Source organism: Paraburkholderia sp. OAS925 (genome assembly GCF_040543975.1).
GTDB lineage: Bacteria > Pseudomonadota > Gammaproteobacteria > Burkholderiales > Burkholderiaceae > Paraburkholderia > Paraburkholderia graminis.
This window is the reverse complement of record NZ_JBEUNO010000001.1, coordinates 743,300-758,057: the sequence shown is the minus strand read 5'-3', so window position 1 is coordinate 758,057 and position 14,758 is coordinate 743,300. Positions and strand designations below refer to the sequence as shown.

The 14,758-nt window shown below is 64.8% G+C and carries 13 protein-coding genes and 1 pseudogene; 3 read left to right on the top strand and 11 right to left on the bottom strand.

Annotated features, from left to right (window positions below; translation table 11 throughout):
- Positions 1-69: 69 nt before the first annotated feature.
- The 3 genes from ABIE53_RS03390 to rsmD form a co-directional block, all read right to left on the bottom strand.
- Positions 70-327 (bottom strand): YfhL family 4Fe-4S dicluster ferredoxin, encoded by a 258-nt coding sequence (locus ABIE53_RS03390; RefSeq protein WP_013337947.1) that lies wholly within the window; start codon positions 325-327, stop codon positions 70-72.
- A gap of 63 nt (positions 328-390) precedes the next feature.
- Positions 391-906 (bottom strand): pantetheine-phosphate adenylyltransferase, encoded by a 516-nt coding sequence (gene coaD / locus ABIE53_RS03385; RefSeq protein WP_006048042.1) that lies wholly within the window; start codon positions 904-906, stop codon positions 391-393.
- 112 nt (positions 907-1,018) lie between these two features.
- A complete protein-coding gene (gene rsmD, locus ABIE53_RS03380; RefSeq protein ID WP_107710495.1) occupies positions 1,019-1,633 on the bottom strand; it encodes a 16S rRNA (guanine(966)-N(2))-methyltransferase RsmD in 615 nt (204 codons plus the stop codon).
- Between the two features lie 255 nt (positions 1,634-1,888).
- Here rsmD and ftsY point away from each other — a divergent pair, with 255 nt between their 5' ends.
- Complete coding sequence (gene ftsY / locus ABIE53_RS03375) at positions 1,889-3,058, top strand: signal recognition particle-docking protein FtsY (RefSeq protein ID WP_107710496.1); 1,170 nt, start codon at positions 1,889-1,891, stop codon at positions 3,056-3,058.
- A 97-nt stretch (positions 3,059-3,155) separates the two neighbouring features.
- Here the strand turns inward: ftsY and maiA are convergent, their stop codons facing one another.
- Both maiA and ABIE53_RS03365 read right to left on the bottom strand, forming a co-directional pair.
- Entirely contained in the window at positions 3,156-3,800 is a 645-nt protein-coding gene (maiA, locus tag ABIE53_RS03370) for a maleylacetoacetate isomerase (protein WP_006048045.1), read from the bottom strand.
- Positions 3,801-3,826: 26 nt separating this feature from the next.
- A complete protein-coding gene (locus ABIE53_RS03365; RefSeq protein WP_053857473.1) occupies positions 3,827-4,525 on the bottom strand; it encodes a fumarylacetoacetate hydrolase family protein in 699 nt (232 codons plus the stop codon).
- A 251-nt stretch (positions 4,526-4,776) separates the two neighbouring features.
- Between ABIE53_RS03365 and ybiB the strand changes: the two genes are divergently transcribed.
- The gene (ybiB, locus tag ABIE53_RS03360) at positions 4,777-5,748 is read left to right on the top strand and encodes a DNA-binding protein YbiB (protein ID WP_107710497.1); all 972 of its coding nucleotides are present in this window, start codon (positions 4,777-4,779) and stop codon (positions 5,746-5,748) included.
- Positions 5,749-5,750: 2 nt separating this feature from the next.
- Here ybiB and ABIE53_RS03355 read toward each other — a convergent pair whose 3' ends face one another.
- On the bottom strand, positions 5,751-6,134 hold the full coding sequence (locus tag ABIE53_RS03355) for a nuclear transport factor 2 family protein (protein WP_006048048.1): 384 nt from the start codon (positions 6,132-6,134) through the stop codon (positions 5,751-5,753).
- Positions 6,135-6,173: 39 nt separating this feature from the next.
- Positions 6,174-6,737 (bottom strand): acyloxyacyl hydrolase, encoded by a 564-nt coding sequence (locus ABIE53_RS03350; RefSeq protein WP_006048049.1) that lies wholly within the window; start codon positions 6,735-6,737, stop codon positions 6,174-6,176.
- A gap of 360 nt (positions 6,738-7,097) precedes the next feature.
- On the opposite strand from ABIE53_RS03350, the gene rpoH reads away from it, so the two are divergent.
- Entirely contained in the window at positions 7,098-8,033 is a 936-nt protein-coding gene (gene rpoH, locus ABIE53_RS03345; protein WP_006048050.1) for an RNA polymerase sigma factor RpoH, read from the top strand.
- A 127-nt stretch (positions 8,034-8,160) separates the two neighbouring features.
- Here the strand turns inward: rpoH and nagE are convergent, their stop codons facing one another.
- The 4 genes and pseudogenes from nagE to nagA form a co-directional block, all read right to left on the bottom strand.
- Entirely contained in the window at positions 8,161-9,936 is a 1,776-nt protein-coding gene (gene nagE / locus ABIE53_RS03340) for an N-acetylglucosamine-specific PTS transporter subunit IIBC (protein ID WP_114155763.1), read from the bottom strand.
- A gap of 73 nt (positions 9,937-10,009) precedes the next feature.
- Positions 10,010-12,575 (bottom strand): annotated as a pseudogene (ptsP, locus tag ABIE53_RS03335) (phosphoenolpyruvate--protein phosphotransferase).
- 38 nt (positions 12,576-12,613) lie between these two features.
- Positions 12,614-13,621 (bottom strand): SIS domain-containing protein, encoded by a 1,008-nt coding sequence (locus tag ABIE53_RS03330; protein ID WP_029969676.1) that lies wholly within the window; start codon positions 13,619-13,621, stop codon positions 12,614-12,616.
- Positions 13,614-14,717, bottom strand: a complete 1,104-nt coding sequence (nagA, locus tag ABIE53_RS03325; protein ID WP_192700004.1) for an N-acetylglucosamine-6-phosphate deacetylase — start codon at positions 14,715-14,717, stop codon at positions 13,614-13,616. The genes ABIE53_RS03330 and nagA overlap by 8 nt, the downstream gene beginning before the upstream one ends.
- Positions 14,718-14,758: the final 41 nt, after the last annotated feature.

The following is a 14,758-nucleotide window of genomic DNA, read 5'->3' as shown; positions in this document are numbered from 1 at the left end:
TAGTCGGCGCGCAGCAAAAAAAACGGCGAGGCCCGCGCCTCGCCGTTTTCAATTCCATTGACCACAACCTCACGCGCTCTTTGCCGCCTGTAACGCGTGATACTTCGCCATCAAGCCTTCCGGCGTTTCCAGATGCTCGGGATCGCGCGGAATGCACTCGACGGGACACACCTGAATGCACTGCGGCTCGTCGAAATGGCCGACGCACTCCGTGCACTTTTTCGGGTCGATCACATAGATTTCCGGGCCCATCGAAATCGCGTCGTTCGGGCACTCGGGCTCGCACACGTCGCAATTGATGCACTCGTCGGTAATCATCAAGGCCATACTTCTCTCACTTCATGCCGGCCGCAGCCAGCTTCGTTCCGTCAAACCGATAGTTTACGCCGGTTACGGCTGCGCCGCCGAAGCGCCGTTGTCCGCGTCCAATGCCGCGACCTTTTCCTTCAGCCATTTTTCGACCGACGGGAACACGAACTTGCTGACGTCGCCGCCCAGTTGCGCGATCTCCCGGACAATCGTGCCCGAGATGAACTGGTACTGGTCGGACGGCGTCATGAACATGGTCTCCACGTCCGGCAACAGATAGCGGTTCATGCCAGCCATCTGGAACTCGTATTCGAAGTCCGACACGGCGCGCAGCCCGCGCACGATCACGCGTGCGTTATTGGTCCGCACGAAGTCCTTCAGCAGCCCCTTGAAGCTCATGACCTGCACGTTCGGATAATGGCCGAGCACTTCATGAGCGATGTCGAGACGCTCTTTCAGCGTGAAAAACGGCTTCTTGTTGCGGCTGTCGGCAACGCCGACCACCAGCGTGTCGAAGATGCTCGACGCGCGCCGCACGAGGTCTTCGTGACCGCGTGTGAGCGGATCGAACGTGCCCGGATACACGGCGACTACCATGAGATTTCTCCTCTCTTCAGACAGATGGGCACGTCAAAGCGTCCACGCGACGCATTTGGCACCGGCCGCGCGCGTGACGTGAAATCGTCCGGCGCTTGTTTTGGAAGGCGCATTATTCCTCATTTTCGCGCTGCAGCAAATGGAAGTGGACAGCGCCGGCTTTCCCTTCCCGCACGATTTTCCACCCGGCCAGCGCTTCGTTTGCGTCGACGTCCAGAGCCGCGCCGGCCTCCACATACAGAAACCCGTCTTCGCTGACGAGCGGCGCGGCCAGCGCCAGCGCTTTGTCCAGCAGATCGTCGCCGAAAGGCGGGTCGAGAAACACGACGTCGAACGAAGCGGGCGGCAGGCTTGCAGCAAGCCGCAAGCCGTCGGCCTCGACAATTTCGATCGTGCGCGCGGCGAGGCGCTCCTGATTCGCCCGCAACTGGGCGGCCGCTCGCGCGTTGCGCTCGACCATCAGCACGCGCGCGGCGCCGCGCGACGCTGCCTCGAAACCGAGCGCGCCGCTGCCCGCGAACAGATCGAGACAGAGCTCGCCGTCAAGGCGTTGCCCGAGCCAGTTGAACAGCGTCTCGCGGACGCGGTCCGGCGTCGGCCGCAGACCGTCGAGGTCGAGCACCGGCAGCGGCGTGCGTTTCCAGTCGCCGCCGATAATCCGGATCGCGTGCGGCTTGCGGCTTTTGGAGGAAGCGCCGTGGGCGCGTGAAGGAGCAGAACGGGGCATGCAGTTTCGATTACGTTTGTGGAAAGCGTCCGCCACATCGACGCGAAGCGCCATACGAGCGGACTGGAGCGCCAACGTTACCACAGGGGCGCCGCGCGTCCACCCTGGCCATTCGGCCGATACGACGCACGACGGCGCGCCTGATAAAATGTGCGGCTTCCAGCGCCCTGCATCCCGCATTGCAACGCTGCCTGCCGCTCCCGCCGGCGCTGTGCCGGCTGCGCGCTTCGGCGCGCGCTCTCACCACGCCAGATCATGTTCAGCTTTTTCAAACGATTCAAGGGTTCGAAAGAGTCCGAAAACGCGCCAGACGAATCGCAGACCGCGCCTGACGATCTTCTCGACGAGCCGCCTGCGGTAGAAGCACCGGCCGCGCCGCGTGCCGATGCGCCCGGCAGCATCGCGACACCGCCTGCAGCCGCTGAGCCCCAATTTGTGCCGCAAGCCCAGCCAGAAACCGACGTCGAAGAAGCGTCGTTAGAAACGGTAGAGATCGTGCCGCCGCCGGTTCCGGACGAGAGCGCGAAACGCTCATGGCTGACTCGCCTGAAGACCGGCTTGTCGAAAACGAGTTCGAGCATCACCGGCATTTTCGTCGGCGCAAAGATCGACGAAGATCTTTACGAAGAGCTCGAAACCGCGCTGCTGATGTCGGACGCAGGCGTCGACGCCACCGAATTCCTGCTCGAAGCGCTGCGCGAGAAAGTGCGCGCCGAGCGTCTCACGGAGCCGCAGCAGGTCAAGGCCGCCCTGCGCACGCTGCTCGTCGACCTTCTGAGGCCGCTCGAAAAATCGCTGATGCTCGGGCGCGCCAAGCCGCTCGTCATGATGATCGCCGGCGTCAACGGCGCGGGCAAAACGACCAGCATCGGCAAGCTCGCCAAGCATCTGCAGAGCTTCGACCAGTCGGTGCTGCTGGCCGCCGGCGACACGTTCCGCGCGGCCGCGCGCGAGCAGTTGGCCATCTGGGGCCAGCGCAACAACGTGACCGTAGTCGCGCAGGAAAGCGGCGACCCGGCCGCCGTGATTTTCGACGCGGTCGGCGCCGCGCGGGCGCGCAAGATCGACGTGATGATGGCCGACACGGCCGGCCGTCTGCCGACCCAACTGCATCTGATGGAAGAGCTGCGCAAGGTCAAGCGCGTGATTGGCAAGGCGCAGGACGGCGCGCCGCACGAGGTGCTGCTCGTGATCGATGCCAATACCGGGCAGAACGCGCTCGCACAGGTCAAGGCTTTCGACGACGCGCTCGGCCTCACCGGCCTCATCGTCACCAAGCTCGACGGCACGGCGAAGGGCGGCATTCTCGCGGCAATCGCGCGGCAAAGGCCAATTCCGGTTTACTTCATCGGCGTCGGCGAGAAGGTCGAGGATTTGCAGCCCTTCAGCGCCGAGGAGTTTTCGGACGCGTTGCTCGGCGGCTGAACGCCAGCACAGGCAGACGAAGGGAACCGAAGGGAAACGAAGCCAAACGAAAAAGGGCACTCCGCGGAGTGCCCTTTTCGCATTCACCGTAGCAAGCCTATTCAGCGTCCGGCTGCGCGCCCGGCGCCGCACGCGCGAACGCATCGATTTGCATCGCGTGATCGTAGATGCGCTGGATCGTCGGAAATTTCGCCGTATCGACCTTGAAGCGCTGAGCGTTGAAGACCTGCGGAATCAGGCAGGCGTCGGCGAGCGTCGGCACGTCGCCAAAGCACAACTTGCCCGTGCGTGCGTCGCTCGCGAGGTGCGTCTCGAGCGCCGCAAAACCGGCTTCCACCCAATGCCGATACCACGCGTCTTTGGCATCGTCGTCGACACAAAGCGTGTGTTTCAGATACCTGAGCACCCGCAGATTGTTCAGCGGATGAATTTCGCACGCCACCTGCAACGCCACCGAACGCACATACGCGCGATCGAGCGGCGCTTTGGGCAGAAGCGGCGGCTCCGGATGCGTTTCCTCCAGATACTCGATGATCGCGAGCGATTGCGGCATGACCTCGTGGCCGTCCACCAGAGTCGGCACGATGCCGTCGGCGTTCAGCTTGCGGTACTCGGGCTTCAACTGCTCGCCGCCGTCCCGCACGAGATGCACGGGCGCATACTCGTACGGCAGATTCTTCACGTTGAGCGCGATGCGCACGCGATACGACGCCGAACTGCGGAAATAGCTGTAGAGCTTCATGTTGTTGTCTCCTCCCCATCCCCGCGTCAAACGACGCGCACGCTCAACTCGCCGAGCCGGTCCACGCCGCCTTTCATCAGATCGCCCGGCACGACCGCGCCGACACCTTCCGGCGTGCCCGTGAAGATGAGATCGCCGGGTTGCAGCTCGAAGAGCGTCGACAGATAAGCGATAGTTTCGCCGACCGACCAGATGAGCTGCGACACGTCCGAACGCTGCTTGTCCTCACCGTTGACGGACAACCAGATCGCGCCTTCTCCGACGTGGCCGACCGTCGAAACCGGATGGATCGGCCCAAGCGGCGCCGAGTGATCGAAGCCCTTTGCGGTGTCCCACGGACGCCCGAGCTTCTTCGCCTCGGCCTGCAGATCGCGGCGCGTCATATCGAGGCCGAGCGCGTAGCCGTAGACGTGATCCAGCGCGCGGTCGGCCGGAATGTCCTTGCCGCCTTTGCCGATCGCCGCGACCAGTTCCATTTCGAAGTGCACGTTTTTCGACTGCGACGGATATGGGAATTCGCCCGTCTCGCCCGGCGGCACATACAGAACGGCATCCGCGGGCTTGGCGAAGAAAAACGGCGGCTCGCGATCCGGATCGTGTCCCATCTCACGGGCATGCGCCTCGTAATTGCGGCCGACGCAGTAAATGCGACGCACAGGGAACTGCTCGCTAGACCCGACAACCGGCACTGCAACTACCGGTGCCGGTGCAAATACGTAACTCATCCGGTTCTCCGTTGTTAGACAGACAGAAGCCGCGGCGCGGCGATAGACAGACAAACAGACAGCCAGTTTAACGCGCGGCAACAGGCGGCGCGCGTCAGTCCGGCAGCCGTTCGCGACAGCGCCGCGCCATTGCCACGCCGTTGCCAGGATCTCGCCGCAGCGCCATAGATGCGATACTCACACCAGACAACGTCCCTTGAATACCGTGGCGGCCGGCTCAAAGTCGGCGCGCCAGCAAGTCCATTGCCCTCATGACAGACTCCGCCGACACCGCCAACCCGTTCCCTTGCGCCCGCTTCATCAAGGAGATTGGCCGCGGGCCGAACGGCGCCCGCGCGCTCACCGCCGACGACACCCGCGCGCTCTACACCGCCATGCTCGACGGCCGCGTCGGCGAACTCGAGCTCGGCGCGATCCTGCTCGCCTACCGCGTGAAAGGCGAAACCGCCGACGAACTCGCCGCGATGCTCGCCGGCGCTCATGCGTCGTTCGAGCCGGTTCATCTGCCGCCGGGCGAGTTCAGCCCGGTGTCGATCCCGAGCTACAACGGCGCGCGCAAGCAGCCGAATCTCGTGCCGCTCCTCGCACTGCTGCTCGCGCGCGAGGGCGTGCCGGTTCTGGTGCACGGCGTCACCGACGATCCCGGCCGCGTGACGAGCGCCGAAATTTTCACGCATCTGCGGATTCCGCACGCAAGCTCGCACGACGATATCGAAGACGGCCTCGCCGAGCGGCGCGTGGCCTTTGCGTCCATCGATGTTCTCGCGCCGAAGCTCGCGCGTCTGCTCGCGCTGCGCCGGCGCATGGGCGTGCGCAACTCGACGCACACGCTGGTGAAAATTCTGCAGCCGTTCGCGCCCGCCGGTTTGCGGCTCGTGAACTACACGCATCCACCGTATCGGGACAGCCTGACCCAGCTATTCAGCGCGCATCCCGAGGCGGCGCAGGGCGGCGCGCTGCTCGCGCGCGGCACCGAAGGTGAAGCGGTGGCCGACACGCGGCGTCAGGTGCAGATCGACTGGCTGCACGACGGCATCTGCGAGACGCGGGTGCCGCATGAGCGCTCGTCGCGAGACGCGCCGGAGGTCGAATTACCCGAAGCGCGCGACGCCGCGACGACCGCGGCGTGGATCAGCGCCGTGCTGCGCGGCGAGGCGCCGGTGCCCGGCGCGATCGAGCGGCAAGTCGAACTGATCGTGGATGTCGCCAGAACGCCGTCGTAAGCTCACTCGATTGCGCAGCGCGTTGCCTGCCACGCAATGAGGCGCCACTGGCCCTCTTCCTGCGTATGGATCGCCGTGTAGGCAATGGGGAAAAGCAGCGCGCCGTTATTCGCTTCCATCTCGATCAGCGCGCGGCCCGTCACGACGCAGGTTTCCCGCCCGACCGGCAGCACGTCCTGCGTCTGCACTTCGATCTGCCGGTAGCGGCGGCGTCCGCCCGTAATGCCGTCGATGAACTGCTGCTTCGTTTCGCGCTTGCCGTTCGTGTGGACGTAGCTCAGGTTGTCGGCGAGCAGCGCGTCGAGCGACTGCCCGTCGCCGTCGACCATTGCGCGAAAGCGTTCCCGCTCCAGCCCGCGAATCGCCTCGATTGTCTTTGCCGCCATTGCTCAGCCCCTTGTACCGGTGAGCCGTAGCGGCCACGGTCAGAAGTTATATTGCAGATATAGCTGGTGGAAATTTATACCAGGATTCGGCTCTTTGATACCGCCGTTCGACACATGCTGGAAGCGGTAGCCGGCCTGGTACTGCTGACGGCCGCCGAATTGCACGCCGACGCCCGCCATATCGGCGAACTGGAACGCCGTGGAAAGCGTGAAGGTCGAAGAGATTCTCGGGCTCGACAGAAGCCGCACGCCCGCGCCGGCCTCGACGAAAGGCCGGATCGTTCCCGATCCTTTGATGAAGCGAATGATAGGCGTCACACCGATTTCGCCGATGTTCTCGTGCACATTGCCTTCGTTCGTATGCCACCAGGCCACGTGCGCCTCGCCGATCAGCGCGAAATGCCAGTCGCCGATCTGCCACCACGTGAGATTCGGGTCCCACACAAAGCCGAGATCCAGCTTCTTGACATGATGATCGCCGAGGCCGCCGGCGACCTGGATTCCGAACTGATCCGCCGCGGCGACGCCTGAAAGGCCAAACAGCAGGGCCGCGCAGACGCTTTTTAGAGCCAGTCCACGCACGACATTCTTTTTGTTGTTCATCTGACACCCGAGCTCAACAGGTTGAACGATCTGTAACAGTCTTGCTTATTCTAAAGAGAATCCGAAGTCGGCGGATCATCTTAAGAAACTTAAATTTTCGCAATTACTGACGTTAAAAAGTGAAAAAATCGGTCGAAAGTGATAAATGAAGGCGCTTTGTCAGGTAATTAATACGTCTCTGCATTGCGCTTTGAAGGGGCGTATCATGGCTATTGAAGCTTTGATGTCGATAGGAATTTACGGAACTTGGAAGCCCCTACGGCCTCTAAGTATTAGCACTCGGAAAACGAGAGTGCTAACATCCAACGCTGGAGTCGTTACCTGAACAAGCTTTTGCCTGATTCCAAAGGAGTTTTCCACGTGAGCCATGCATTGACCCTTCCGAGTACTCTGAGCCCGTCGTCGGCTAAGGCCGCTCCGGCAGGTGCGCTGGCGCTCTCGCATTCCTCCCTGCTGCCCGGTCAACTGGGCAACATCGACGCCTACATCCAGGCCGTAAATCGGATTCCGATGCTGACGCCGGCAGAAGAACGCCAGTTCGCCACAGAATTCCGCGAGCACGACAACCTCGAGGCCGCGCGCCGGCTCGTGCTGTCGCACCTGCGGCTGGTCGTTTCGATCGCGCGCAACTATCTCGGCTACGGGCTGCCGCACGCCGACCTGATCCAGGAAGGCAACATCGGCCTGATGAAGGCCGTGAAGCGCTTCGATCCCGAACAGAACGTGCGTCTGGTGTCGTACGCGATGCACTGGATCAAGGCCGAGATCCACGAATACATTCTGCGCAACTGGCGCATGGTGAAGGTCGCCACGACCAAGGCGCAGCGCAAGCTGTTCTTCAATCTGCGCAGCCACAAGCAGGGCCTGGGCTCGTTCACGCCGGACGAGATCGAAGGTCTCGCCAAGGAACTGAACGTCAAGCGCGAAGAAGTAGCGGAAATGGAAACGCGCCTGTCGGGCGGCGACATCGCGCTGGAAGGCCAGGTTGAAGACGGCGAAGAGTCGTACGCGCCCATTGCGTATCTCGCCGACTCGCACAGCGAGCCGACCGCCGTGCTGGCCTCTCGTCAGCGCGACAAGCTGCAGAGCGACGGTATCGCGACGGCACTGGAGGCACTCGATGCCCGCAGCCGCCGCATCATCGAAGCCCGCTGGCTGAAGGTGCAGGACGACGGTTCGGGCGGCTCGACGCTGCACGAACTGGCGGACGAGTTCGGCGTGTCGGCGGAACGTATTCGCCAGATCGAAGCCAGCGCGATGAAGAAGATGCGCGGCGCGCTGACCGAGTACGCGTAACGTTCGTTTCGAATAAACGCTGTAAGTGAAAAACCCTGCCGTCTCACGACGGCAGGGTTTTTTTATACGCGCTGTGATCTCTCAGCGCGAAGAGAGCGGCGGCAGCCTGGCTGCCGCCTTCATCCAATCACGCAGGCAGAGGCGCCGCTCCGCCGCTCGCCGGCATGCGGGTTGCCAGCGTTTCGGCGTAACGCCGCGCGGCATCGCCGACGACGATATGGAACGTGTCCGCCGACACCCACGCGGTATCGAGCGTGGCGAGACGCTGACGATCCACCGCCGACGGATCGCGCACGACGATACGCAGACGCGTCGCCGCGACGGCATCGAGCGACACCACATTGCCCGCGCCGCCAAACACCGCGAGCCAGCGCAACGGATCGGGATCGAGAGGACCGTTCGCCGCGCCAGTTGCAACGGCCGCGGGAGCCGAAGCAGCAGGAGCCACTACAGCAGCCGGCTTTGCCGCAACCGCGTCACCGCCGCCCTGCCCGATCACCGTGCGAATTTCATCGGCGATGATGTCCGCTTCCGGTCCGATGATTACCTGCACGTTCGTCGCGCCGCGCTTGAGCACGCCGCGCGCGCCGATCGTCTTCAGTTCGCTCTCGGAGACCTTGTTCGAATCGACGACGGACAGACGCAGACGCGTCGTGCACGCATCCACCACCGACAGATTCGCCGCACCGCCCAACGCCGCGATATAGCGCTGCGCACGCGGCACGGCCGCGCCGGCAGCCGGCGAAACGAAGCCGCCAGCCGTGAACGATTCGACCTGCTCGTCGGCCGCGGCCGGTTCGCGGCCCGGCGTCGCCATATTGAACTTGCGGATGAAGAAGCGGAACAGCCCGTAGTACACCACCGAATACGCGATACCGACCGGAATCGCCAGCCAGCCCTTGGTGGACAGGCCGTAGTTCAGCACGTAGTCGATGGCGCCCGCGGAGAACGTGAAGCCGAGGTGAATGCCGAGCGCCGAGCAGATCGCGAGCGCGAGACCCGTCAGCAACGCGTGGATCACGTACAGCACCGGCGCGAGGAACATGAAGCTGAATTCGATCGGCTCGGTCACGCCCGTGAGGAACGACGTCAGCGCCATCGAGAACAGCAAGCCGCCCACGACTGCGCGGCGCTCCTTCGGTGCTTCATGGAACATCGCGAGACACGCGGCCGGCAGGCCGAACATCATCACCGGGAAGAAGCCCGTCATGAACGTTCCGGCAGTCGGGTCGCCCGCGAAGAAGCGATGCAGGTCGCCCGTCACCGCCGCGCCGCCCGGCGGCGTGAAGCTGCCGAACACGAACCACGTCAGCGAATTGAGGATGTGATGCAAACCCGTCACGAGCAGCAGCCGGTTCAGCACGCCGAACACGAATGCGCCGAACGCGCCCGCCGTGGTCAGCCAATGGCCGGCCGTATCGATCACGCCCTGCACCGGCTGCCACACGTAGCCGAACACAATGCCGAGCGCGAGACAGACCACGCCCGTGACAATCGGCACGAAGCGTTTCCCTCCGAAGAACGCGAGGTAATCCGGCAGCTTGATGTCCTTGTACCGGTTGTACAGCAGTCCCGCGACGACGCCCGCCACGATCCCCGACAACACGCCCATGTTGAGCTTGTCGTTGATGTCCTTCATCACCGCGACTTCGATCAGGTAACCGATCGCGCCCGCGAGACCCGCGACGCCGTTGTTGTCCTTCGCAAAGCCAACGGCCACGCCGATCGCAAACAGCAGCGGCAGGTTATCGAAGATCGCGCCGCCGGCGTCGGCGATCATCTTGATGTTGAACACATCGGGCTGGCCGAGGCGCAGCAGCAGGCCGGCAACCGGCAGCACCGCGATAGGCAGCATCAGCGCGCGTCCCAGGCGCTGTATCTTCAGAAACGGATTCCCATCCATTGATTACCTCCAATCCTTGTCTCGTTGTCGACGGACGTCGTTAAGTTATGTAGCGATGCAAGCCGTGCGGAGTTCAGTCCAACGGCCAGGTTTCGCGGCTGACTGCTCTTACCGCCTGCGCCGATTCGAGCGCCAGTGCATCCTGGGCGCGCTGGCGGCACAGTTGATAATCGAGGTTGCGCACACGCGCCTTGATGCCCGGCACCGACACCGGGTCCACCGAAAGCTCGGTCACGCCGAGGCCGACAAGCAGCGGCATCGCAAGCGGATCGCCCGCAAGCGCGCCGCACACGCCGACCCATTTGCCATGCTTGTTCGCGCCCTGCACCGTGGCCGCGATCAGACGCAGCACAGCCGGATGCAGACCGTCGGCCTGCGCGGCGAGATCGGCCTGACAGCGGTCCATCGCGAGCGTGTATTGCGTGAGGTCGTTGGTGCCGATCGACAGGAAGTCCGCGTGTTGCGCAAGCTGATCGGCGAGCAGCGCCGCCGACGGCACTTCGACCATCACGCCCACTTCGATCGGCTCGGTGCGGCCAAGCTCGCGAGCGAATTCGTCGATACGTTTGCGGATGCGGATCAGTTCGCCGACGTCGGTCACCATCGGCAGAAGAATGCGCACGGCGCCGAACGGCTTGACCGCGAGCAGGCCGCGCAACTGATCGTCGAGCAGGTCGGGGCGCACCTGCGCGAGGCGAATGCCGCGCAAGCCGAGCGCCGGGTTCGGCTCCGGCGGCAGCGTGAGGTAATCCACTTCCTTGTCGGCGCCCACGTCGAGCGTGCGGATGATCGCGGTTCGCCCGCCGAGTGCGTCGGCAATGCCCTGATAACTCTGCCGATGCTCGTCCGTGGTCGGCGCGGCGGCGCGGTGAATGAACAGCAGCTCGGTGCGCAACAGGCCAACGGAGTCGGCGCCGTTTTCCACAGCCGTCTTTGCGTCGTCGAGCGTGGCGATGTTCGCGGCCACTTCGATCGCGCGGCCATCGGCTGTCACTGCCGCTTGCTGCGACATGCGGCGGTTCGCTTCGCGCACGCCCGCGAGACGATTGCGCTCGAGGCGCGCGCGCTCGACATCGAGCTCAGTCGGCGCAAACTCGAGACGGCCGTTCGTCGCGTTCACCACGACCTGCGCGCCCTCAGGAATCGCATGCAGCGCGTCGCCGACGGCGACCATCGCCGGAATGCCCGCCTGGCGCGCGAGAATGGCCGCGTGCGAAGTTGCGCCGCCGCGCGCCATCACGAGCGCCGTGACACGCGAGCGGTCGAGAGACGACAGATCGGACGGCGTGAATTCGTCGGCGGCGAGCACGGCTTCATCCGGCAACGTGCGCGCGGCCGCGTTCGTATAACCGAGCGCGCGCAGCACGCGCTTTTCGATGTCGCGCAGATCGGCAGCGCGTTCGGCGAGCAACGCGTCTTCGACATTGTTCAGGATGCCTATCTGTGCCCGGATCGCTTCGCGCCACGCGAAGCCCGCGCTCTTGCCGAGGCTGATCAGATCGCGCGCGGCGTCGAGCAGCGTCGGATCTTCGAGCAGCACGCGATGCACCGCGAAAATGCCCGCCTCGCCGACCGCGCCGCGTTGCGACGCGTCGCGCACTGTCGTGCCGAGATCGGCGTCGACGGTCGCGATCGCCTTGTCGAGCAGGCGGCTTTCCGCAGCGGACGTGCCGCTCGCCTGTTCCGGCGGATCGAGGTCCGCGTCGTCCCAGCGCACCAGCTTGCCGACCGCGACGCCCGGCGACGCGCACACGCCCGCGAGCGTATTCGGCGCGAGCGCTTCGCCGGCGGCAGGCGCCGCCGTTTGCGGCGCCTGCGAACTTTGCCGCGCCGGCTTCTCTTCCACTTCGCCGTGCGCCTCGCGCGTCAGTTCGTGAGCGATTGCGTCGACTGCGGCTTTGGCTTGCGGGCCGACGCCGAGCAGTTCGACCGTCGCACCCTGGCCCGCGCCGAGCCCAAGCAGACCAACCACGCTTTCGATCGCCGCCTTGCGTCCTTCATAACGCACTTCGACGCGCGCATCGAACGCACGCGCCGCTTCGCGGGCGCGCGCTGCCGGCCGTGCATGCAGGCCGCCCGCGTGGACCAGCGTGATCTGCGCACGCGCTTCCCTCGGTCACGCCGGTCGCGCTCAACTGACGCGACGCCGCAGCCGCCGCGCCGTCGCGGGCACGCAGCAGCAACAGCGGCGTTTCGCCCGCCTTCAGCATGCCGCCTTGCGCGCGCTCGACAATTTCGAACGCATCGGAATTGGCGATCGCAATCACCGAGACGAGGCTCGGCGCACGCAGCGCCACCTGATCCTGATCGAACTCGATCAGCACATCGCCGGCACGCACCTTGGCGCCTTGCTCGACCATCGGCGCAAAGCCCTTGCCGTTCAGCTCGACGGTGTCGATGCCGATATGCAGCAGAATCTCGGCGCCTTCCGCGGTCGCCAACGTCACCGCGTGACCGGTGCGCGCGAGATGCGTGACGGTTGCGTCGCACGGTGCGACGAGCCGGCCCTCGAGCGGATCGACGCCGATGCCGTCGCCGAACATGCCGCCCGAAAACACCGGATCGGGCACGTTCGCGAGCGGCACGACCGGACCGGTCATCGGCGCGAGCAAAACAATATGGCCTTCAGAATGGCTCATTAAACGGGACTCCTCGACACGTCGCATCTGATTTCTCGTCAGTGAGTTTCGGTGACTTTGTTGAGATGGCGCGGCGCATCGGGATTGCGCCCGCGCGCGGCCGCAAGGCCGGCGGCCATCACGTAAAAGGACAGGATTGCGGCGATCGGATCGAGCGCCGCATGAGCGGTGGTGGCGAGCGGCAGCGTGGCTTCGGGCACGTCGGACGGCGCGGCCAGCAGCACGCGTGCGCCGCGCGCCTGCATATCGCGCGCGAGTTGCAGCAGGCCTGCCTGCTCCGGTCCGCGCGGCGCGAATACGAGGAGCGGATAGTCGCGGTCGATCAGTTCCATCGGACCGTGACGCACTTCCGCGCTCGAGAACGCTTCGGCCTGAATGCCGGAGGTTTCTTTCAGCTTCAACGCGGCTTCCTGCGCGATCGCGAGACCCAGACCACGGCCGATCACGATCATGCGTTCGATGCCGCGCAGTTCGTCGACTGCCTTCGACCAGTCGAGCTTGCCCGCGTCTTGCAGCGCATCCGGCAGCGTGTTCAGCGCGCCGAGCAGCGCCGCGTCGTTCTGCCAGTGCGCGACCAGTTGCGCGGAGATCGACAGCATCGCGATATAGCTTTTAGTAGCCGCGACGCTCAACTCGGGACCGGCGACGAGCGGCAGATGCCATTCGCAAGCATCCGCGAGCGGCGAGCTGGGCGCGTTCACGGCGGCAACGGTCAACGCGCCGGCTGCGCGCAGCGCCTGCATCGTGCCGACGAGATCGGGACTCTTGCCCGATTGCGAAAACGCGAGTGCAAGCTGATCGCGCACCTGAAGCGGCGCCTGCTGCAGCGTCGCGACCGACATCGGCAGCGAGGCAACCGGCACGCCAAGGCGGCTCATGGTTAGCGATGCGAAGTAACTCGCCGCGTGATCCGAACTGCCGCGTGCGACCGTGAGCGCGACATGGCGCAGCTTTTCTGCGAGCCGCGCGGCCAGCGCCTCGACGCGCGAGGTGTCCGTGAGTTGCGCGGCGACCGTTTCAGCGGACGCCAGCGCCTCTTTAAGCATATTCGACAATTGCTTCTCCTTCGACGTAAGTCGCGCTCAACGCCAGTTCACGATCGAACACGACGACGTCGGCCCACGCGCCGCGCGCCATACGGCCACGGTCTTCGATGCCGAGATAGTCGGCGGCGTAGCGCGACAAACGGTTTGATACATCGGCGATCGGCAGACCGATCGACACCAGATTGCGCAGCGCCTGATCCATCGTCAGGGTGCTGCCGGCAAGCGTACCGTCGGCGAGACGCACGCCGCCGAGACACTTCGTCACGTGTTGGCTGCCGAGGCGATATTCGCCGTCGGGCATGCCGGTCGCCGACGTGCTGTCCGTGACCACGTAGAGGCGCGGGATCGCGCGCAACGCGGCGCGGATCGCGCCCGGATGGACGTGCAGCAGGTCGGGAATGATTTCGGCGAATTCGGCGTGCGCGAGCGCGGCGCCGACGAGGCCAGGATTGCGGTGATGCAGCGGCGACATCGCGTTGAACAGATGCGTGAAGCCGCACGCGCCGTGCTTGAGCGCGGCGACGGCGTCGTCATAAGTGCCGAGCGAATGGCCGAGCTGCACGCGCACGCCGCGCGCCGCCATCGCCGAGATGATGTCCATGTGCCCGGCAATCTCCGGCGCGAGCGTGACCACGCGGATCGGCGCAATGGACAGGTACTTCAGCACCTCGTCCATCACGGCGGACACGGCTGCGTCGGGCTGCGCGCCGAGCTTGCCGGGGTTGATGTACGGCCCTTCCAGATGCACGCCGAGCACGCGCGCGCAGCCCGGCGTGCGCACCCGCGCGACGTCGCCGAGACCGGCGACCACGCTCATCAGCTCGTCGCGCGGCGCGGTCATCGTGGTGGCGAGCAGGCTCGTCGTGCCGTAGCGCGCATGCGTGCGGGTGATCGTCTGGATCGCGTCGCCGGCTTCCATCACGTCCGCTCCGCCGCCACCGTGCACATGCAGGTCGATGAAGCCAGGCAGGATGTACGGCGCATCGTTCGTTGCCGGATCGACGCGCTCGCCGGTGAGCGCGGTGATGCGGCCGTTTTCGAATTCGAGCGTGCCGTGAATCCACCCTTCGGTGGTGAGTATGTTTCCGGTCAGCATGAGTCTCTCTTGCAAGGCGTGATACGGGGCATGGCTGAACT

Excerpts from the sequence above, each read along its gene's own strand:
- nagA (WP_192700004.1), bottom strand. The coding sequence starts at position 14,717 with ATGCTGACCGGAAACATACTCACCACCGAAGGGTGGATTCACGGCACG.
- ABIE53_RS03355 (WP_006048048.1), bottom strand. The coding sequence starts at position 6,134 with ATGGCGGCAAAGACAATCGAGGCGATTCGCGGGCTGGAGCGGGAACGC.
- rsmD (WP_107710495.1), bottom strand. The coding sequence starts at position 1,633 with ATGCCCCGTTCTGCTCCTTCACGCGCCCACGGCGCTTCCTCCAAAAGC.
- ABIE53_RS03330 (WP_029969676.1), bottom strand. The coding sequence starts at position 13,621 with ATGCTTAAAGAGGCGCTGGCGTCCGCTGAAACGGTCGCCGCGCAACTC.
- coaD (WP_006048042.1), bottom strand. The coding sequence starts at position 906 with ATGGTAGTCGCCGTGTATCCGGGCACGTTCGATCCGCTCACACGCGGT.
- maiA (WP_006048045.1), bottom strand. The coding sequence starts at position 3,800 with ATGAAGCTCTACAGCTATTTCCGCAGTTCGGCGTCGTATCGCGTGCGC.
- nagE (WP_114155763.1), bottom strand. The coding sequence starts at position 9,936 with ATGGATGGGAATCCGTTTCTGAAGATACAGCGCCTGGGACGCGCGCTG.
- ybiB (WP_107710497.1), top strand. The coding sequence starts at position 4,777 with ATGACAGACTCCGCCGACACCGCCAACCCGTTCCCTTGCGCCCGCTTC.
- ABIE53_RS03365 (WP_053857473.1), bottom strand. The coding sequence starts at position 4,525 with ATGAGTTACGTATTTGCACCGGCACCGGTAGTTGCAGTGCCGGTTGTC.
- ABIE53_RS03390 (WP_013337947.1), bottom strand. The coding sequence starts at position 327 with ATGGCCTTGATGATTACCGACGAGTGCATCAATTGCGACGTGTGCGAG.
- ftsY (WP_107710496.1), top strand. The coding sequence starts at position 1,889 with ATGTTCAGCTTTTTCAAACGATTCAAGGGTTCGAAAGAGTCCGAAAAC.
- ABIE53_RS03350 (WP_006048049.1), bottom strand. The coding sequence starts at position 6,737 with ATGAACAACAAAAAGAATGTCGTGCGTGGACTGGCTCTAAAAAGCGTC.